We start from the raw sequence: 18,183 nt of genomic DNA, 5'->3' as shown, positions 1-18,183 counted from the left end.
AAAGAAAGAAAAATATTCTGAGTATGAAATTCTATAGAATTGAAGATAGCACGAATTTAAAAGAAGTCGGAATTGTTCCCCAAAGGGGAGAAATGTCTGATGGCTTACACATGGATGATCCTCGGCATCTTTTTAATCAACCCGATATTGGAGCACTTTCAGAGGAAGTGTATGTTCCTTCTTTTCGACTTAGAAGTAAAGCCAAATTAACAGATGTTATTTCGTTTCCAATAAATAGTGATTGGATTGTGTCTGAAAGATTTAAAAGTACTTTCGAAGCTGAAGAAATTGATAATGTACAGTTTATTCCCATCTATATATTCAAGAAAGATGAAGCGCATCAGTATTTTCTTCTTCGTGCTTTAAAAGTGTGTATGGAGTGTATTGATTTTTCTAATACTACAATTTCGATAATGAAGACTACTTGGGAAGAGGAAAAGAGAATCCAGGTAAAGGATTTGAATGAGTTTCAAATCCTCGTAGAATCAACTCGCCTTCCTCAAGGTATTAAGATTTCTGCCTTCAAGATATCAGAAAAATGTAATTATGATTTTATAAGATTAGATTATACTTATGGCGTTCCAACTTTTTTTATTAGCGAACGATTAAAAGAGATTCTTTTGCAGAACAAAATCACAGGTATTCGGTATATGGAATTGGATGAAGTTCTGTAGGAAATCTATTTAAGTAACAGATGTATTATAAAATTATACCTACAAGCAACCTGAGAATAATTGGCAAGCATCCTCAAATTGAGACGGGTCATTTTCCAGTCAATCTTGATAGTGATCCTAGGTCTTCAAAAAACTTTTGGTTTCAAGAAGCTGATATTGAAAAGATGGTATTTCCAGAACCAATCGTCAACCCAAAATCCAACTTGACGGATTACATGCCATGTTCATTTGCGGGTACAAGAAGTATGCCGCTGGTAAGTAAGCAATTAATGGAATTTTTGAAATCTGTTGCAGACAGAAAAGTTCAATTTATTCCTAGTACTGTTTGGCATAATTCTATCGCGATAGATGATTATTTCTACATGAATTGCTATGAATCTTCGTATGAATTGGTAGACTTTGAAAAAACAACAATAAGATGGAGCACAATTTCAAGTGATAAGCGAAATAATCAGCTGGTAAAAGTAGATAACTTGAATTCCTTTCTGGAGTTGGAGCGTACGCTAAAGCCACCGCTAAGTTTATGCATGGACCCAATTTATTTCAATAGAAATTTTAGTGCAGAATTCTTTTTTCTGAGCAGAGTAAGTAGTGGTTGGGCTTATTACGTAAGCGATGAAGTTAAAAGTACCATAATCAATAAGGGTTTTACTGGGCTTGAATTTATAGATGCGAACCAAATATGCTAGTCATCAAAACAGGGTTTGTTAATGCCTGTTTATTTAGGATAGAGACTGTCTCACTGATCTAAATCAATGGAATAAAGTATAAGGGCTACTTAGCGAAAATCTAAGTAGCCCTTCCTCATGTTATTGTTTTCCTCTGCATTCGAGTTTGATGAAATCGTATTTGATAGTACTGCTGCTGATGGGCTGCCGGATGCGGAGGGCCACGCCTCGACTTAGTCGAGGCGTGGGTGACCCCAACGCAGTGGGGGCACGGCACCCCGCAGCAGCCGGAACTGCAGCTGAAAAATGGGGTGCAGCTCACGGCCCCTTTCACAAAACTTTTTCGTACGCAGAGAGAAAAAACGGGTCCTGCATCGAAATATTTCAGTTTCTTTGCCCCGCAATCGAAAATTTTACAGACTTCTTTGATTCTGAACTGAAAATGTCAAAAAACTCACCCATACAGCTGATCACCGAGATGATCATGCACGCCTTCAACAAGCGTGGGTTTTTTACTGTGCCGTGCAGGCCGGGTTTTTTCGTACGTCCATACCCCGTGGCGGTGCGACGATAATTTCCCCATTTGTATATCAACACATAGGTTTTGTTGGTAGCTGCGCCGGGGCGTAGCCTTTGTTCGTTCACCGTTTTCCATTACCAATTTTCTTTTTGGGGTTATGCAGCAAAATGACTTCTTGATTATACCAGCCAATGCTACGCATGTAGACTTTGCGCAAATCATATGCGACGAATACGAAAGCAGTGCCAAAGCCCGGGGCACGGGGATTGCCAAGCGCAGTCCTGACTACGTAAAACAAAAAATGCTGGAAGGCAAATCGATCATCGCCTTTGAAAAAGCCACCGGTATTTGGGCAGGCTTTTGCTATATCGAAACCTGGAGCCACGGCGAGTATGTGGCCAACAGTGGCCTCATTGTATCGCCACAATACCGCAAGGCCGGACTGGCCAAATCCATTAAAGCGGAGATTTTTAAGCTGAGCAGAAAACTGTATCCGGAAGCCAAAATTTTTGGCCTCACCACAGGACTGGCAGTGATGAAAATCAACAGCGACCTGGGCTACGAGCCGGTTACCTACAGCGAACTGACACAGGATGATGCCTTTTGGGCTGGCTGCAAAAGCTGTGTGAACTACGACATTCTGATGAGTAAGGAACGCAAAAACTGCATGTGCACTGCCATGCTCTACGATCCCAAAGACCATTATCAGCCAGAAGAAACCGCCGAAATGTTTCGGGAAAACAGCAAGGTGTACGAACGCTGGCTGCGCATTAAGCAAACTTGGCGGGGTATACTGGGTAAAAAAAATGAAGCCGCCGGCAAAGAGAAAAAGTCTTTGCTGATGAGTTTGTTTTTGCATTGGTAACCGCAGGGTTGCTGTACGATTGCCTGCCTTTTTTTGATTTCAACCTTTAATGACATACCAACATGAGCACAGCCAAAAAAGTAGTATTGGGATTTAGTGGTGGCCTCGATACCACCTACTGCGTAAAATACCTGAGTGAAGACAAGGGTTATGAAGTACACAGTGTGATTGTAAACACGGGTGGTTTTAGTGCTGCTGAACTGCAGCAGATTGAAGCCCATGCGTACAAGCTGGGTGTAAAAAGCCACACTACCGTAGATGCGGTAAAGCCTTACTACGACCGCATTATCAAATATCTGGTGTATGGCAATGTGCTCAAAAACAATACGTACCCGCTGAGTGTGAGTGCCGAACGCCTGATGCAGGCCCTGCACATAGCCGAGCATGCCAAAAACCTGCAGGCCGATGCGGTAGCACATGGCAGCACCGGTGCCGGCAACGACCAGGTGCGATTCGATATGATTTTTCATATCATGATTCCCGGTGTAGAAATCATTACGCCCATCCGCGACATGAAGCTGAGCCGTGAGGTAGAAATTGAGTACCTCAAAAGCAAAGGCGTGGACATGAATTTTGAGAAAGCCGCTTACTCCATCAACAAGGGTTTGTGGGGCACCAGCGTGGGTGGCCGCGAAACCCTCAACAGCAAAGAGTGGTTGCCCGAAAGCGCCTGGCCTACACAGGTAACAGAAACCGGCACCAGAAATTTGGAGTTGGGCTTCGACAAAGGTCAGCTCATCAGTGTAGATGGTCAATCGTTTGCTCATCCGGTAGATGCCATCAACCATTTGCACAGCATTGCTGCACCCTACGGTGTGGGCCGCGATATTCATGTGGGCGATACCATCATTGGCATTAAAGGCCGGGTGGGTTTTGAGGCTGCTGCACCCATGATCATCATCAAAGCACACCACCTGTTGGAAAAACACGTACTCACCAAAAACCAACTGAGCTGGAAAGATCAGCTGTCATTGTTCTACGGCAACTGGCTGCATGAAGGGCAGATTATGGATCCGGTGATGCGCAATATTGAAGCCTTCTTTGAAAGCACACAGCACAATGTAACCGGAAAGGTATTTGTGCAATTGCAGCCATACCATTTCCAGGTGACTGGTATTGAAAGTGCTTACGACCTCATGAGCAGCAAGTTTGGCAAGTACGGTGAAATGAACACCGGCTTTACAGGCGATGATGTGCGTGGCTTCAGCAAAATCTTTGGCAACCAAACAGTGATTTGGCACAAGGTGAATGAAGAATAGAGAATGTACCAATTAGCTAATTTGACAATGTGCCAATGCGGACATTGGATTGCTGTTTAGTATTTGAATAACCAAAAACAATAAACAACAAACCACAAATAAACAAACAGGCTTGATGAGTAATAGAAAAAACATTATCGTATCCGACGCAGCACCGCTTGAGCAATACAAGTGGGGCAATGATTGTGATGCGTATGTTTTGGTTGATCAACCTGAGTTGAGTGTGAAGCTGGAGCAAATGCCGGTGGGTGCTTGTGAGCTGGTACATTTTCACCGTCACTGTCAGCAGTTTTTTTATGTATTGGCCGGCGAAGCCAGCATGGAAATTGATAACGACGCCATTCAGTTGAAGCAAAGTGAAGGCGTGTTGATAGCGCCGGGTGCAAAGCATCGCATTTGCAACCATGGCAGTAGCACTCTACGTTTTGTGGTGACCAGTCAGCCCGCTGTTGGTACCGACAGGATAGCCGTTTAAAAAATACAATCATGAAAATCAGAGCAGGCATTATTGGTGGTGCAGGATATACGGGGGGCGAACTGATTCGTTTGCTCATCAACCATCCGCAGGTAGAACTGAGCTTTGTGCAAAGCGGTAGCAATGCCGGCAATCCTTTGCATCAGGTACATGCCGATTTGCTGGGCGATACGGATCAAACATTTGCCGCTACGCATCACTTCGATATCGATGTACTGTTTTTCTGCGCCGGTCACGGCGAAGCCAAAAAGTTTGTGCAGGCAAATGACATTCCTGCTACTGTAAAACTGATTGACATTGGCAACGACTTTCGCTTGCATGCCGATGCGGTGCAAGGTGAACGCACCTTTATTTATGGTTTACCCGAATTGAATAAGGCGCAAATCGCAACAGCGCAAAACATAGCCAACCCCGGTTGTTTTGCAACCGCCATTCAGTTGGGGTTATTGCCACTGGCAAAAGCCGGTTTGCTGACAGAAGTTTATACTACGGGCATCACAGGCAGCACCGGTGCAGGCCAAAGCCTGAGTGCCACTTCGCATTTCAGCTGGCGTGCCAACAACATACAGGCGTACAAAACGCTGACGCATCAGCACTTGGGTGAAATCACCGAATCGTTACAGCAGTTGCAATCCTCTTTTGACAAAGTTGGGGGTGTAAATTTTGTGCCCTGGCGGGGCGATTTCACCAGAGGTATTTTTATTTCGAGCACCTTGCCCTGCGACCTCGAACTGGCAGAAGCCTATGCTTTGTATGAAGACTTTTACGCAGGGGCGGCATTTACCCATGTTACCCGTTCAGCTGTGTTTTTAAAGCAGGTGGTCAACAGCAACAAGTGCATCATTCAGTTGGAGAAAATCGGCAACAAACTGGTGGTGCATTCTGTGATCGACAACCTGCTGAAAGGCGCCAGCGGCCAGGCTGTGCAGAACATGAATCTGCTATTTGGCTTAGATGAAAAAACAGGACTCAATCTTAAAGCAACATATTTCTAGCTGAAGGCATAAAGCCTAAGGCAAAAGGCAAAAAGATTTTCCCCCTCTGGGGATTAGGGGGCCAGAAAGCTACAAATAGGCATTGTCAAAGCACAACTCATAAACTTAATTAAATCACTTCGGTAAAAGCTTTTAGCCTTCAGCTTTTAGCATTTAGACTTAAGCATTCAACATGAAACTTTTCGACGTTTATCCAATTAATGACATCACCATTGAAAGAGCAGCCGGCAGCTATGTGTGGGATAACAATGGTGTACAGTACCTCGATATGTATGGCGGCCATGCAGTCATCAGCATTGGCCATACACATCCGCATTGGGTGCGCCGCATAGAAGAACAACTCAATAAAATTGCGTTCTATTCCAATTCTGTCCGCATTCCTATTCAACAGCAGTTGGCAGAAAAGTTGGCTCAGGTGAGTGGCAAAACCGATTACCAATTGTTTTTGGTCAACAGTGGGGCAGAAGCTAACGAGAACGCATTGAAGCTGGCATCTTTTCACAATGGTCGTAAGAAAATCGTTGCTTTCAGCAAAGCTTTTCATGGTCGTACCTCACTGGCAGTAGCCGTTACCGACAATCCGAAAATTGTAGCGCCAGTCAACGAAACTGATAATGTTATTTTTCTTCCCTTTAACGATGCGGCAGCATTAAAAGCCTGCTTTCAACAACAAGGCGAAGACATCGCAGCCGTTATCATCGAAGGTATTCAGGGCGTAGGTGGAATTGTAGAAGCTGATGCGAGTTTCCTGACACTCATTCGTGAATTGTGTGATACACATGGTGCCGTGTACATAGCTGATAGTGTGCAGTGTGGCTATGGCCGTACCGGTCAGTTTTTTGCGCATGATATTGCTGGCGTCAATGCCGACATCTATACCATGGCCAAAGGAATGGGCAATGGTTTTCCTATCGGAGGTATTTTAATTGCACCACATATTTTGCCCAAGCATGGCATGCTCGGTACCACTTTTGGTGGCAATCATTTGGCATGCGCTGCTGCTTTGGCGGTGTTGGAAGTGATAGAGAAAGAAAACCTCATCAGCATGGCGAAGCAACGCGGCATGTACATCAAAAGTCAGTTGCAGAAAATTGCCGGTATAGAAAACATTCGCGGTCGTGGTTTGATGATTGGCTTTGATCCGCCCGAGTCGTTGAAAGAGCTGCGCAAAGTATTGCTCAATGATTTCAATGTATTTACAGGTGAAGCAAAACCCAACGTTGTTAGATTGCTGCCATCGCTGGCGCTGAGCCGCAAACAGGCCGATGAATTTTTGGAAGCCCTGCAGGAAGCGATTGCGGCTGTGCAGGAGAAAGAGGAGGAGTAGGTTGATTGGTTAATTGGTTAATGAGTTGATTGATTGAATGGTGGTGTAGTAGATGCTTGCGGGAAATGCAGTGCGATTGAGATCTTGGTAACAGCCCTTCTTTGCTTTGATTCGTGTAATTAGTATAATCCGTGTAATTCGTGTAACTGACATTAAAATAGTTGATTGTGAAACAGTTTATTTCCGTGCATGATGTGCCTTCGGTGAAGGAAATGGTGGAGCAGGCGCTGGCCTACAAAGCCAATCCATTGCAAGACAAACAACTGGGTGCGAACAAACGCATCGGTTTGTTATTCCTCAATCCGTCGATGCGTACAAGATTGAGCACACAGGTTGCTGCGGCTAATTTGGGCATGGAATCAATCGTGTTTAATGTAGGTGGCGAAGGATGGAAGCTGGAATTTGAAGACGAAGCCATTATGAGCGGCGATACCGTAGAGCACGTGAAAGATGCCGCCCCAATCATGGGTAAGTATTTTGATATGCTGGCCATTCGCACATTTCCATCCTTGCAAAACAAAGCGGATGATTACAGCGAACTCTACATCAATCAATTCATCAAATACGCAGGCATACCTATTGTGAGTTTGGAGAGTGCTACGTTGCACCCATTGCAATCTCTCACGGATATTACCACTATGACGGAGTCGCTGCGGAAAAATCCATTGCCTGCAGGTCGTAAGCCCAAGGTTGTGCTCACCTGGGCACCACACGTAAAACCACTGCCGCAGTGTGTGGCCAACAGCTTTGCCCAATGGGTAAATGCATGGGATGGCCCCAATGGAGAGGGCGTTGATTTTGTGATTACTCATCCTGAAGATTATGAACTGGATGAACAGTTTACCAAAGGCGCAACCATTACACACAATCAGGATGAAGCATTGAAAGATGCCGACTTTGTGTATGTAAAAAACTGGAGCACCTACAACGACTACGGAAAAATTTACTGCAATGATCCGGACTGGATGCTCAACAATGAAAAGCTGGCGCTGACGAATAATGCCAAAGTGATGCATTGCCTGCCGGTGCGCCGCAATGTGGAACTGAGTGATGAAATTTTGGATGGCCCGAATAGTTTGGTTACAGAAGAAGCCGGCAACCGGGTATGGGCAGCACAAGCGGTACTGGCAGCATTGTTAAGTAAGTAGACGAATCATTAACCATTCAATATTGTATTTATATCAATAATCTGAAACGGGGAAACATCCGGTCACAAATTGTGACCGCAGGTATGGAGTGGACAGGGTAAAAGATGGGCAAAGAAAAAATGAAACATGATTATCATGTAAAATCTTTAAGTCAATAAGTGAAACTTTTAGAATGAAGCAACCATTATTCGTCATCAAAATAGGCGGCAATGTGATAGATGATGAAGCCAAGCTGGCTTTGTTTCTGCAAGATTTTGCCCGCATTCAGCATCCCTGCATTTTGGTACATGGTGGTGGTAAAATTGCGACCCGTATTGGTGATCAAATGGGCATTGCATCAAACTATGTAGACGGTCGACGAATTACGGATGATGATACCATTGATATTGTAACCATGGTGTACGGTGGGTTGGTCAACAAAAAAATTGTAGCACAGTTACAAGCTTTGGGTTGCAATGCCATTGGCCTTACCGGTGCCGATGCCAACATGATGCCGGCTACCAAGCGTCCTGTAAAAACCATTGACTATGGTTGGGTGGGCGATGTAACGCCGCAACAAATTGCAGCCACTACGCTGCAAGGCTTGCTGCAACTGGGTTTGCAGCCTGTGTTTGCACCACTCACTCACGACAGTGCAGGACACATACTCAACACCAATGCAGATACTATTGCATCTTCTTTGGCTATTGCGTTGAGTGAATACTATACTGTAAGGTTGTTGTATTGCTTCGAAAAGAAAGGAGTATTGGAAAATGTGGATGATGACAATTCTGTTATTGCCAGCATCACCCAGCACAACTACCAACAGCTGAAAGATGAAGGCAAATTGTTTGCGGGCATATTGCCAAAGATTGACAATGCTTTTGCTGCCATACATGCTGGTGTGCACGAAGTATTGATTGGCCATGCAGATGACCTGTTACAAAACACAACTGAAAAAACATCGGGTACATTGATAAAATAAACGATGGCATTAGAAGCAGTCATATTCGATATGGATGGCACACTGGTAGATAGTTTGCCTTATCACCATCAGTCATGGGAAGTGTTTTTGCGCAGCAAGGCATTCACATGACACCCGAAGAATTTGACCGCATTCATCATGGCACATTGTTCGACATTATGCCCCGCATTTTTGGCGATCATTTGACGGATGAAGAATCGTTTCGCCTGGGCAGCATGAAAGAAGCGGCTTTCAGAGAATTATACAAAGATGAAATCAAACCCATCGATGGATTGATTGATTGGTTGGAACAATTAAAAGCTACGGGATTGAAAGTCGGACTGGCTACAGCAGCTGATTTTTCTAATGCTGATTTTACTGTAGATGCCATTCATATCCGCCATTATTTCGACTGCATTGTAACGAGTGATATTGTGAAAGAAGGAAAGCCGTCGCCGGCAGTGTATTTGTATGCAGCACAACAGTTGCAGGTAAATCCCGCCAATTGTTTAGTATTCGAAGACACTGCATCTGGTATTCAGGCAGCCACAGCAGCTGGCATGAAAGTAATTGGTGTGGCTACCAGTTTATCGGAAGAAGCCATGCAGCAATTGCCTGTACAAAAAGTTATCAAAGATTATTGTTCGCTTGCCACACATCATATCACTTCTTTATTCTAACCAACTATGGACAATTCCATTCTTTTTCAAGATGCCGTGGCGCTGCTCAAAGAGCTCATTGCTACGCCTTCATTTTCAAAAGAAGAAAATGAAACAGCAGAAATCATCTGTGCTTTTTTTGAAAAACATGGTGTTACCTACAAGCGTGTAGGCAACAATGTGTATGCGTTTAACCGCCACTACGATCCTGCAAAACCGAGTGTGCTGCTCAACTCTCATCATGATACAGTGAAGCCTAACAAGGGCTATACTATCGATCCTTTTACACCTATTGAGAAAGAAGGGAAACTGTTTGGCCTCGGCAGCAATGATGCAGGCGGTTGTCTGGTATCGTTGATTGCTACTTTCCTGTACTTTGTCGACAAAGAAAATTTGTCGCACAACGTAGTGTTTGCAGCCAGTGCCGAAGAAGAAATCAGTGGCGTTAACGGTATTGAATTGGTGTTGCCTTATTTAGGTCATATCGATTTTGGCATTGTAGGTGAACCCACCAAACTCGAAATGGCAGTGGCCGAAAGAGGCCTGATGGTTATTGATTGTGTAGCGCCAGGCAGAGCAGGTCACGCAGCCCGCAATGAAGGCGAAAATGCTTTGTACAATGCACTCGATGACATCAACTGGATTCGCAATTGCACATTTGATAAAGTGAGTGATTTGCTCGGTCCCAGTCGCATGACCGTTACTGTCATTGGTACAGAAAATGTGCAACACAATGTGGTGCCTTCTACCTGCAAGTTTGTGATTGATGTGCGGGTAAATGAACTGTACACGTTTGAAGAAATGCTGGAGATGCTCAGGCAAAATTTGAAGAGCAGTTTTAAGCCACGCACCACCCGCATGAAAAGTACTTCCATTGCGTTGGATCATCCGCTGGTAAAAGCTGGTTTAGAATTGGGTAAAGGGTATTACGGTTCACCCACCACCAGCGATAAAGCCCTGATGCCTTTCCCAACATTGAAGATTGGCCCTGGTGACAGTGCCCGCAGCCATACTGCCGATGAATTTATTTATCTGTCGGAAATTGAAGATGGTATCAATACGTATATTCAATTGGTATCAAAAGTGGTCAGCTAAAAATTACAATCATGAAGCTTTGGTCGAAAGATGCTACAGCAACCTCACAACTGGTAGAGCAGTTTACAGTAGGCAGAGACAAAGAATTTGATGCCCTGATGGCACCGTTTGATGTGCAAGGTTCCATGGCACATGTAGCCATGCTCACGGAGCAAGGTTTGATGACTGCCGAAGAAAATGAACTGGTACAAAAAGAACTGACCAATATTCATACAGAAGTATTGCAGCAGGGATTTGTGCTGCCTGCAGATGTAGAAGACATTCATTCTTACGTAGAGTTGCTGCTCACCCAACGCATTGGTGAAGCAGGTAAAAAAATTCATACCGGCCGTAGCCGCAACGACCAAGTGGCGGTGGATATCAAGTTGTTTTTGAGGGCTACACTGCAAGAAGTGAAGCAGGAAACCGAAACCTTGTTTTCATTGCTCATCACCCTGAGCGAACAGCACAAAGACAAACTCATTCCCGGCTATACGCATTTGCAAATCGCCATGCCTTCTTCTGCGGGTATGTGGCTGAGTGCTTACGCCGAAAGCCTGGTAGATGACATGGAAATGTTAGCTGCAGCTTATGCCATCACCAATAAAAACCCATTGGGCAGTGGCGCCGGGTATGGTTCTTCTTTTCCATTGAATAGAAAAAGTACTACTGAAAAATTACAGTTTGCTACCCTTAACTGGAACAGCGTGTATGCGCAAATGAGTCGTGGTAAAACTGAGAAAGCGGTGGCCACAGGCATCAGTTATATTGCTGCCACGTTGAGCAAACTGGCGTATGATTGTTGCCTGTACATCAACCAGAATTTTGGTTTCATCAAGTTTCCGGATGAGCTCACCACGGGCAGCAGCATTATGCCGCACAAAAAAAATCCGGATGTGTTTGAATTGATTCGTGCCAAGTGCAACCGCATTCAGTCTACACCCAACGAATTGACGCTGCTCATCAACAACCTGCCCAGCGGCTATCACCGCGATATGCAGCTGACCAAAGAAATTTTGTATCCTGCTATCAGCGATTTGAAAGCTTGCTTGCAAATGACCTGCCTCATGTTGAGCCACATGGAAGTGAAGGCAGATATTTTGAAAGATGAAAAATACAAGTACCTCTTTACGGTAGAAGCGATGAATGATTTGGTGAACAAAGGTGTTTCTTACCGTGATGCTTACCGCGAAGTGGGCAATCAGGTAGATGCCGGCACTTTCAGTTACGACTACAAGCAGCTCTTACATACGCATGAAGGCAGCATCAGCAATTTGTGTCTGGATGATATTACCGCTGAAATGAAAAAAGTGCTTGCTAAGTTTTAGCAAGCACTAACCAATTACCAAATTTACCAACACAATATGGTGGCGCTTTACGCTTAATGTTTATCGGGTTCCAATTCTTCCACTTCACCCATCTGCTGCAGGTACTGAAAGGTTTGTTGCGCTTCAGCCTCGTCTACTACACTAATGGCTACACCTACGTGTACCATTACATAGTCGCCCACATTCGCCTCGGGCACCATGCACAGATTGACCTCTTTTACAATACCGCCAAAAGATACTTTGCCAGTTCTGAAGGTTTCATCGAGCTGGCCGGCAATGCTGGCTATTTTTCCGGGTATGGCTAAGCACATAAGTGTAACGGTTGTAGATTAATGATGATGTACATGGTGAACATGCAACTGGCTGTGCAGCCATTCTTGCCATGGCTCCAACCCTTCTTCTTTATAAGCCGACAGTTCAATGAATTGTAAGTGGTGGTTCACTTTCAGTGCATTGCTTTTAAATGCTGCTACATCAAAAGGAACGTACGGCAGCAAATCCGTTTTGTTGATGATACAGAGCTGTGCACTATGAAACATGTCGGGATACTTCAACGGTTTGTCGTCGCCTTCCGTTACAGAGGCAATCACCACTCTGGTTTGTTCGCCCAGGTCGAACATAGCAGGACAAACGAGGTTGCCCACGTTTTCAATAAACACGATGCTGTTGTCAGCCGGCTTCAATTGTTTTAAGGCATTGTTTACCATATCTGCATCGAGGTGGCAGCCTTTACCCGTATTTATTTGCACCACTTTAGCGCCGGTTGCAGCTATGCGGTTGGCATCTTGCATGGTTTGCTGATCGCCTTCAATCACAGTACAAGGCATGCTGACTTTTAACCGGGCCAATGTTTTTTCCAGCAAAGTGGTTTTACCACTGCCAGGCGAACTCACCAAATTAATAGCCAGTATTTGCTTGGCTTCAAAATAGCCACGGTTTCGTTCGGCCAGTTTGTTGTTGTGTTGCAGCACATCTATCTCCAGCTGTATGCTGTGCGTATGGCTGTGGTCATGTGCATGTTCATGATGATGCGAATGCGCATGATCTCCATGATGGTGGTGATGATGATGACCATGCTCATGCGAATGGTCGTGGTCGTGATGATGGTGCTCATGATGGTGGTCATGCGTATGCTCATGCGGAGCTGCTTGTTGGGCAGGGTCGATGGCATGATAGGTAATGCTGGCGCCGGCGTCGCAACCACAGGTGGTACACATAAGTTGGGGCTTTTAAAATTTCCGTTATCGAACACTGATGGCTTTCACCCTCAGTTCTTTTCCTTGTTGAATATCTATAAAATGACTGCCACAGTTGGGGCAGGGCGTAGCATAATGGTCCAGTAAAAAAGTAGTGTCGCACATCATGCATTTGGCTTTGCCTTCTATGCTGTTGATGATAGGTTTTGCATCAGCCATCACCGTGTTTTTTACAGCCTGACTCCATGCAAAATGAAAGGCTGATAATTCTACACCACTCATGGTGCCAATGTCCAGTTCCACTTCATCTACTTGCCGGCTATTGGCGGCTGTAGCTTCAGCAGTTACAATCTGTACAATACTTTGTACAATGGACAATTCATGCATCGCTTATGATTTGTTGCGTTGCTTTTTAATGGCATACACTGCAGCGGCTACAATTGAAATGGCTACTACCAATAACATAGCATGCATGGGCTCAGCTACATAGTGAAGTGGATTGTTGCCGGCTACATGTCCGTGACCTTCGTGGGCCAGTAGTGATAATGGAGAAGCTGCAAAAGCAAGCATGAGGGCTTTTTTCATATGGCAATACATTAAAATGGTTCTAAGTTACCAGCTGCCCTCACCTGCAATTGCTGACGAATGTCATACCTCAATTTGATTGTTCTCATTTATCGGCGTTCGCACCCGGTTGTAATCTTACTATGGTATTACTTCTATCACTTCCAACTTTTGTCTATGCCATTTTTTCCTTCCAGGGAAATGCCTACTTATTTAGAAGAGGCAACCCGCAAGGGCTACTCCCGCCGAGACTTTACAAAATTTTGTACTATGATGGGCGCCTTCATGGGATTGGAGGCATCGGGTGTGGCGCAGGTTACCCAAGCGCTGGAAACCAAAAAGCGTTTGCCGGTTATCTGGCTGCATTTTCAGGAATGTACCTGTTGCAGCGAAAGTTTCATTCGGTCATCGCACCCTATGGTGGCCGATTTGTTGCTCGATCAGATTTCGCTGGACTATAGCGAAACCTTAATGGCTGCTTCAGGCTTTCAGGCAGAAGAAGCCATGAAGCATACCATGGAAAAACACAAAGGCGAATACATCCTCTGCGTAGAAGGAAGTGTGCCTACCGCTGCAGATGGTGTGTATTGTATGATTGGTGGTAAAACCTCCTTACAAATACTGGAAGAAGCTGCAGAAAATGCCAAAGCAATTATTGCATGGGGTAGTTGCGCCAGCAATGGTTGTGTGCAGGCGGCTAAACCCAATCCTACATCAGCTACACCTATACATAAATTGGTGAAAGGAAAACCAGTAATAAAAGTGCCCGGCTGTCCGCCAATTGGTGAAGTAATGGCTGGCGTAATTGTACACGTGGTTACGTTCGATCGTTTGCCTGAACTCGACAATATCGGTCGTCCGAAAGCCTTCTACAGCAAGCGTGTACACGATACCTGCTACCGTCGTCCGTTCTACGATGCAGGTTTGTATGTTGAATCATTCGATGATCAAAATGCGAAGAAAGGTTACTGCCTGTACAAGGTGGGTTGCAAAGGACCAAGCACCTATAACGCTTGTGGAGTGATGCGATGGAATAACGGGGTGAGTTTCCCCATTCAGAGCGGGCATGGCTGCTTTGGTTGTAGCGAAGAAAACTATTGGGATAATGGTCGTTTGTATGAAAGAGCTTCTGCTTTCCCCGGCTTTGGTATTGAAGCCGATGCCGATAAAGTAGGCATGGCTGCCCTTGGCGTTACTGCCGGTGCATTGGCCGTGCATGCAGTAGCTACCAACTTGCGCAAGCAAAAGCTGGTGAGCAATCTGGAAAAAGAAGGCAAGCAAAGCGAAAAAGACCTCGAATAATTCATTGAACGATTAACTCATTTGTTATGACCAAACGTATAGTTGTTGACCCCGTTACTCGTATTGAAGGACACCTGCGGGTAGAAGCTGAAATTGAAAACGGGAAAATAAAAGACGCTTACAGCAGTGGTACCATGGTACGCCTGCTCGAAGAAATACTCAAGGGCCGCGACCCTCGTGATGCCTGGGCTTTTGTAGGCCGTGTGTGTGGTGTATGTACTTCTACCCACTCGCTTACTTCTGTAAGGTGTGTGGAAGATGCACTCGGTATTGTAGTGCCGCCCAACGCAGAGCTGGTGCGCAACCTCATGTTTTGTGCCTTGTACATGCACGACCACGTAGTGCATTTCTATCACCTGCATGCTATGGATTGGGTAGATGTGGTGAATGCCTTGAAAGCCGATCCAAAGAAAACTTCGGAGCTGGCACAGAGCATTTCTAAATGGCCTAAAAGTTCTGTTGGATATTTCACCGATATCCAAAACAGAATTAAAAAGTTCGTAGAGAGTGGCCAGTTGGGCATTTTTGCCAATGGATACTGGGGCCACCCTGCCTACAAGCTTCCTGCCGAAGTAAACCTGATTGGGTTAGCCCACTATCTGGAAGCACTGGACTGGCAGAAAGAGATTGTAAAAGTGCAAACCATTTTCGGTGGTAAAAACCCGCACCCCAACTACTTGGTGGGTGGTATGGCTTGCGCCATTGCTACCGATGATGTAAGTGGCATCAATGCAGAACGCTTAGCCTACGTGCATCATTTGCTGAAGCAGGGCAAAGAATTTATTGAACAAGTGTACATCCCCGATTTAATGGCGATTGCTTCTTTCTACAAAGACTGGGGCGGCATTGGTGGTGGCTTGGGCAACTTTATGGCTTATGGCGATTTGAGTGCCAATGGCAGTAAAGACCCGGCAACATTCCTGTTCCCTTCGGGTGTTATTCTCAATAAGGACTTGTCGAAAGTGCATGAAGTGGATGTTAGAAAAAATGATGAAATACAAGAATTCATCACTAACTCATGGTACGATTATGAGGGAGGAAAAGACAAAGGATTGCATCCATGGGAAGGCGAAAGCAAAATCAATTATACCGGACCAAAACCTCCGTTTGAGCAACTCGATGTGTCGCAGGCTTACAGCTTTTTGAAAACACCACGTTGGAAAGGGCATGCCATGGAAGTAGGTCCGCTGGCCCGTGTACTCATTGGTTATGCCAAAGGTGTACCAAGCGTTTAAAGAAGTAGTGGACGCTGCATTGGCACAGTTGCAAGTGCCTGCCACCGCACTGTTTTCTACACTCGGTCGTACGGCGGCACGTGGCTTAGAATGTAAGCTCGTAGCTACATGGGCACTCGATTTTTATGATCAGCTCATCGACAACATTAAGAAGGGCGATACCCGCATGGCCAATACCGATAAGTTCGATCCTTCTACATGGCCTGCTGAAGCCAAAGGTGTAGGCACTGGTGAAGCGCCTAGGGGTGCATTGGCACATTACATCAATATAAAGGACGGTAAAATTGCCAACTATCAATTGGTAGTGCCTACTACGTGGAATGCCTCGCCAAGAGATGGAAAAGGTCAGCGGTCGGCTTACGAAGCAGCATTGCTCGATACGCCTGTACACGACCCCAATTTGCCACTTGAAATTATCCGCACCATTCACAGCTTCGATCCATGCCTGGCTTGCAGTGTACACATTTACGATGAGCACGGCAACCATGTATCACGGGTATCTGTGCTGGGCGAATAACACGGTATAAACTAACCCAAACCAATTCGTTGTGTGGCATGCCTTGTGTATGCTGCACAGCACTTGGGTTGGTTTCAACTTCATTGCTGATTGTTTTAAATCAACTTGTATGGACGCAACTGTAAATACAAAAAAGCCACACATCAAATACCTGCGCAGGGTGTTTGTGTGGGAATTGCCGGTGCGCATTTACCATTGGCTGAATGCATTGGCGATACTGGTGCTCATCGTTACCGGATTGTACATAGGCAACCCACTGGCGGTGCAAAGCAACCGCGAAGCTGCCGAAACATTCAACATGGGCTATATGCGCATCATTCACTTCATTGCTGCGTATATCTTCTTTTTCAATTTTGTATTTCGTATCTACTGGGGTTTTGTAGGAAACAAATACGCCAACTGGCGCAACTTTATTCCTACCACCAAAAAGTATTGGAAAGAATTTATGCATGTCATCAAAATTGATGTGCTGATGATGAAAGACAAAGGCCACCACCTGGAAGTAGGACACAATGCAGTGGCGGGCTTCACTTATTTTCTCACGTTTATTGCTTTTCTGATTCAGTGCCTCACAGGCTTTGGCTTATACAGCAGTATGGGCACCTGGTGGTTTCCAAAAATGTTTGGCTGGGTACAAGTCATCTTTGGTGGTGATATCATGATGCGCCAGATTCACCATTGGGCTACCTGGTTTTTTGTACTGTTTTCTGTGGTGCATGTGTACCTGGTTTTCTACCACGATTATGTAGAAGGCCGTGGCGAAATCAGTAGCATGGGTGGTGGCTGGAAGTTTATTGAACAAGAATATTTCGATCATCACCAAGAGCAGAAAGCCAATGCTGCCGGAACAGACAACACAGACAACACAGACAACACAGACAACGCACAAAAAGAAACAACTGTATGAGTGTAACTCCCCGCATATTGGTGTTGGGTATTGGCAACTACCTGATGGGCGATGAAGGCGTAGGCGTTCACCTCGCTGAATACCTGCAGCAACAGCAGCTTTTGCCCCAAGGAGTAGACGTAATTGATGGCGGCACAGGCGGCTTTCACCTGCTCGAATTTTTTGAACAGTATGATGTGGTCATCCTTATAGACGCTGCGCTGGACAATTACGACATTGGCACCATTCGGGTAATACGGCCAAAATTTGCAGCCGATTTTCCAAGGGCCATGAGCACTCACGACATTGGTATGCGAGACCTCATTAATGCGTTACAAATACTGGGTAAAATGCCAGATGTATGGCTGGTGGTGATTAGCATAGAATCGCTGCAGCAACAAGGCATTGAAATGACTTCAACCATCAGGGAGCGAATTCCTGCATTGGCCAATACCGTACAGCAGCTGGTGGCAAAGGCAATGGAGCCTGCCTCACCGGCAATGGCTGTTTCAGGCGCATGAAGCTGATGGATGTTGGTAAATGGTAAA

At 45.3% G+C, this 18,183-nt stretch carries 22 protein-coding genes; 18 read left to right on the top strand and 4 right to left on the bottom strand.

The features are described 5' to 3' along the window. Nucleotides 1–23 precede the first annotated feature (23 nt). The 13 genes from GLV81_RS14715 (at nucleotide 24) to argH (ending at nucleotide 11,935) form a co-directional block, all read left to right on the top strand. Nucleotides 24–674, top strand: a complete 651-nt coding sequence (locus GLV81_RS14715) for an imm11 family protein (RefSeq protein ID WP_157479546.1) — start codon at nucleotides 24–26, stop codon at nucleotides 672–674. Between the two features lie 20 nt (nucleotides 675–694). Continuing rightward, entirely contained in the window at nucleotides 695–1,363 is a 669-nt protein-coding gene (locus tag GLV81_RS14710; RefSeq protein WP_157479545.1) for a hypothetical protein, read from the top strand. Nucleotides 1,364–2,037: 674 nt separating this feature from the next. Further along, the gene (locus GLV81_RS14705; RefSeq protein ID WP_246186032.1) at nucleotides 2,038–2,727 is read left to right on the top strand and encodes a GNAT family N-acetyltransferase; all 690 of its coding nucleotides are present in this window, start codon (nucleotides 2,038–2,040) and stop codon (nucleotides 2,725–2,727) included. A 62-nt stretch (nucleotides 2,728–2,789) separates the two neighbouring features. Further along, nucleotides 2,790–3,986: an argininosuccinate synthase gene (locus GLV81_RS14700; protein WP_157479543.1), complete on the top strand. Its 1,197-nt coding sequence runs from the start codon at nucleotides 2,790–2,792 to the stop codon at nucleotides 3,984–3,986. Between the two features lie 115 nt (nucleotides 3,987–4,101). Beyond that, nucleotides 4,102–4,461, top strand: a complete 360-nt coding sequence (locus tag GLV81_RS14695; protein ID WP_157479542.1) for a cupin domain-containing protein — start codon at nucleotides 4,102–4,104, stop codon at nucleotides 4,459–4,461. Between the two features lie 11 nt (nucleotides 4,462–4,472). After that, on the top strand, nucleotides 4,473–5,456 hold the full coding sequence (gene argC / locus GLV81_RS14690; protein WP_157479541.1) for an N-acetyl-gamma-glutamyl-phosphate reductase: 984 nt from the start codon (nucleotides 4,473–4,475) through the stop codon (nucleotides 5,454–5,456). Nucleotides 5,457–5,628: 172 nt separating this feature from the next. Continuing rightward, a complete protein-coding gene (locus tag GLV81_RS14685; protein WP_157479540.1) occupies nucleotides 5,629–6,783 on the top strand; it encodes an aspartate aminotransferase family protein in 1,155 nt (384 codons plus the stop codon). A gap of 167 nt (nucleotides 6,784–6,950) precedes the next feature. Next, nucleotides 6,951–7,931, top strand: a complete 981-nt coding sequence (locus tag GLV81_RS14680) for a Rossmann-fold NAD(P)-binding domain-containing protein (protein WP_157479539.1) — start codon at nucleotides 6,951–6,953, stop codon at nucleotides 7,929–7,931. Nucleotides 7,932–8,103: 172 nt separating this feature from the next. After that, the gene (argB, locus tag GLV81_RS14675) at nucleotides 8,104–8,895 is read left to right on the top strand and encodes an acetylglutamate kinase (protein WP_157479538.1); all 792 of its coding nucleotides are present in this window, start codon (nucleotides 8,104–8,106) and stop codon (nucleotides 8,893–8,895) included. A gap of 3 nt (nucleotides 8,896–8,898) precedes the next feature. Next, nucleotides 8,899–9,006 carry an HAD family hydrolase gene (locus tag GLV81_RS21605; RefSeq protein WP_343030572.1) on the top strand — a complete coding sequence of 36 codons (108 nt, stop codon included), beginning with the start codon at nucleotides 8,899–8,901 and terminating at the stop codon, nucleotides 9,004–9,006. Further along, the gene (locus tag GLV81_RS14670; RefSeq protein ID WP_157479537.1) at nucleotides 8,970–9,554 is read left to right on the top strand and encodes an HAD family hydrolase; all 585 of its coding nucleotides are present in this window, start codon (nucleotides 8,970–8,972) and stop codon (nucleotides 9,552–9,554) included. Before GLV81_RS21605 ends, GLV81_RS14670 begins: the two co-directional genes overlap by 37 nt. A gap of 6 nt (nucleotides 9,555–9,560) precedes the next feature. Further along, nucleotides 9,561–10,628 carry a M20 family metallo-hydrolase gene (locus GLV81_RS14665; protein ID WP_157479536.1) on the top strand — a complete coding sequence of 356 codons (1,068 nt, stop codon included), beginning with the start codon at nucleotides 9,561–9,563 and terminating at the stop codon, nucleotides 10,626–10,628. 11 nt (nucleotides 10,629–10,639) lie between these two features. Further along, nucleotides 10,640–11,935: an argininosuccinate lyase gene (gene argH, locus GLV81_RS14660; RefSeq protein ID WP_157479535.1), complete on the top strand. Its 1,296-nt coding sequence runs from the start codon at nucleotides 10,640–10,642 to the stop codon at nucleotides 11,933–11,935. Nucleotides 11,936–11,988: 53 nt separating this feature from the next. Here the strand turns inward: argH and GLV81_RS14655 are convergent, their stop codons facing one another. From GLV81_RS14655 to GLV81_RS14640, 4 genes are read right to left on the bottom strand one after another with little or no spacing between them, the layout of a single operon-like run. Next, nucleotides 11,989–12,246 (bottom strand): HypC/HybG/HupF family hydrogenase formation chaperone, encoded by a 258-nt coding sequence (locus GLV81_RS14655; RefSeq protein ID WP_157479534.1) that lies wholly within the window; start codon nucleotides 12,244–12,246, stop codon nucleotides 11,989–11,991. Nucleotides 12,247–12,264: 18 nt separating this feature from the next. Continuing rightward, nucleotides 12,265–13,152, bottom strand: a complete 888-nt coding sequence (gene hypB, locus GLV81_RS14650; protein WP_157479533.1) for a hydrogenase nickel incorporation protein HypB — start codon at nucleotides 13,150–13,152, stop codon at nucleotides 12,265–12,267. A 24-nt stretch (nucleotides 13,153–13,176) separates the two neighbouring features. Continuing rightward, nucleotides 13,177–13,518, bottom strand: coding sequence for a hydrogenase maturation nickel metallochaperone HypA (hypA, locus tag GLV81_RS14645; RefSeq protein WP_157479532.1), 342 nt, complete (start codon nucleotides 13,516–13,518; stop codon nucleotides 13,177–13,179). Between the two features lie 3 nt (nucleotides 13,519–13,521). Further along, the gene (locus GLV81_RS14640; protein ID WP_197428425.1) at nucleotides 13,522–13,701 is read right to left on the bottom strand and encodes a hypothetical protein; all 180 of its coding nucleotides are present in this window, start codon (nucleotides 13,699–13,701) and stop codon (nucleotides 13,522–13,524) included. A gap of 171 nt (nucleotides 13,702–13,872) precedes the next feature. Here GLV81_RS14640 and GLV81_RS14635 point away from each other — a divergent pair, with 171 nt between their 5' ends. The 5 genes from GLV81_RS14635 to GLV81_RS14620 all read left to right on the top strand — a co-directional run bounded on the left by GLV81_RS14635 (nucleotide 13,873) and on the right by GLV81_RS14620 (nucleotide 18,156). Then, the gene (locus tag GLV81_RS14635; protein ID WP_157479530.1) at nucleotides 13,873–14,997 is read left to right on the top strand and encodes a hydrogenase small subunit; all 1,125 of its coding nucleotides are present in this window, start codon (nucleotides 13,873–13,875) and stop codon (nucleotides 14,995–14,997) included. A 26-nt stretch (nucleotides 14,998–15,023) separates the two neighbouring features. Continuing rightward, entirely contained in the window at nucleotides 15,024–16,232 is a 1,209-nt protein-coding gene (locus GLV81_RS14630) for a nickel-dependent hydrogenase large subunit (RefSeq protein WP_246186031.1), read from the top strand. Then, the gene (locus GLV81_RS21840) at nucleotides 16,207–16,749 is read left to right on the top strand and encodes a nickel-dependent hydrogenase large subunit (RefSeq protein WP_246186030.1); all 543 of its coding nucleotides are present in this window, start codon (nucleotides 16,207–16,209) and stop codon (nucleotides 16,747–16,749) included. Before GLV81_RS14630 ends, GLV81_RS21840 begins: the two co-directional genes overlap by 26 nt. Nucleotides 16,750–16,858: 109 nt before the next feature. After that, nucleotides 16,859–17,656, top strand: coding sequence for a Ni/Fe-hydrogenase, b-type cytochrome subunit (gene cybH, locus GLV81_RS14625; protein ID WP_157479529.1), 798 nt, complete (start codon nucleotides 16,859–16,861; stop codon nucleotides 17,654–17,656). Then, on the top strand, nucleotides 17,653–18,156 hold the full coding sequence (locus tag GLV81_RS14620; protein WP_157479528.1) for a hydrogenase maturation protease: 504 nt from the start codon (nucleotides 17,653–17,655) through the stop codon (nucleotides 18,154–18,156). The genes cybH and GLV81_RS14620 overlap by 4 nt, the downstream gene beginning before the upstream one ends. The last annotated feature ends 27 nt before the right edge of the window (nucleotides 18,157–18,183 follow it).

The sequence above is a fragment of the Phnomibacter ginsenosidimutans genome, assembly GCF_009740285.1.
In the GTDB taxonomy this organism is placed as follows: Bacteria; Bacteroidota; Bacteroidia; order Chitinophagales; family Chitinophagaceae; genus Phnomibacter; species Phnomibacter ginsenosidimutans.
This window is presented reverse-complemented; position numbering and strand designations above follow the sequence as displayed.

What these genes read in the sequence shown, in the direction of transcription:
- GLV81_RS14715 (WP_157479546.1), top strand. Translation starts at nt 24, where the DNA reads ATGAAATTCTATAGAATTGAAGATAGCACGAATTTAAAAGAAGTCGGA.
- GLV81_RS14710 (WP_157479545.1), top strand. Translation starts at nt 695, where the DNA reads ATGTATTATAAAATTATACCTACAAGCAACCTGAGAATAATTGGCAAG.
- GLV81_RS14700 (WP_157479543.1), top strand. Translation starts at nt 2,790, where the DNA reads ATGAGCACAGCCAAAAAAGTAGTATTGGGATTTAGTGGTGGCCTCGAT.
- GLV81_RS14695 (WP_157479542.1), top strand. Translation starts at nt 4,102, where the DNA reads ATGAGTAATAGAAAAAACATTATCGTATCCGACGCAGCACCGCTTGAG.
- argC (WP_157479541.1), top strand. Translation starts at nt 4,473, where the DNA reads ATGAAAATCAGAGCAGGCATTATTGGTGGTGCAGGATATACGGGGGGC.
- GLV81_RS14685 (WP_157479540.1), top strand. Translation starts at nt 5,629, where the DNA reads ATGAAACTTTTCGACGTTTATCCAATTAATGACATCACCATTGAAAGA.
- argB (WP_157479538.1), top strand. Translation starts at nt 8,104, where the DNA reads ATGAAGCAACCATTATTCGTCATCAAAATAGGCGGCAATGTGATAGAT.
- GLV81_RS21605 (WP_343030572.1), top strand. Translation starts at nt 8,899, where the DNA reads ATGGCATTAGAAGCAGTCATATTCGATATGGATGGCACACTGGTAGAT.
- GLV81_RS14670 (WP_157479537.1), top strand. Translation starts at nt 8,970, where the DNA reads ATGGGAAGTGTTTTTGCGCAGCAAGGCATTCACATGACACCCGAAGAA.
- GLV81_RS14665 (WP_157479536.1), top strand. Translation starts at nt 9,561, where the DNA reads ATGGACAATTCCATTCTTTTTCAAGATGCCGTGGCGCTGCTCAAAGAG.
- argH (WP_157479535.1), top strand. Translation starts at nt 10,640, where the DNA reads ATGAAGCTTTGGTCGAAAGATGCTACAGCAACCTCACAACTGGTAGAG.
- GLV81_RS14655 (WP_157479534.1), bottom strand. Translation starts at nt 12,246, where the DNA reads ATGTGCTTAGCCATACCCGGAAAAATAGCCAGCATTGCCGGCCAGCTC.
- hypB (WP_157479533.1), bottom strand. Translation starts at nt 13,152, where the DNA reads ATGTGTACCACCTGTGGTTGCGACGCCGGCGCCAGCATTACCTATCAT.
- hypA (WP_157479532.1), bottom strand. Translation starts at nt 13,518, where the DNA reads ATGCATGAATTGTCCATTGTACAAAGTATTGTACAGATTGTAACTGCT.
- GLV81_RS14640 (WP_197428425.1), bottom strand. Translation starts at nt 13,701, where the DNA reads ATGCTTGCTTTTGCAGCTTCTCCATTATCACTACTGGCCCACGAAGGT.
- GLV81_RS14635 (WP_157479530.1), top strand. Translation starts at nt 13,873, where the DNA reads ATGCCATTTTTTCCTTCCAGGGAAATGCCTACTTATTTAGAAGAGGCA.
- GLV81_RS14630 (WP_246186031.1), top strand. Translation starts at nt 15,024, where the DNA reads ATGACCAAACGTATAGTTGTTGACCCCGTTACTCGTATTGAAGGACAC.
- GLV81_RS21840 (WP_246186030.1), top strand. Translation starts at nt 16,207, where the DNA reads ATGCCAAAGGTGTACCAAGCGTTTAAAGAAGTAGTGGACGCTGCATTG.
- cybH (WP_157479529.1), top strand. Translation starts at nt 16,859, where the DNA reads ATGGACGCAACTGTAAATACAAAAAAGCCACACATCAAATACCTGCGC.
- GLV81_RS14620 (WP_157479528.1), top strand. Translation starts at nt 17,653, where the DNA reads ATGAGTGTAACTCCCCGCATATTGGTGTTGGGTATTGGCAACTACCTG.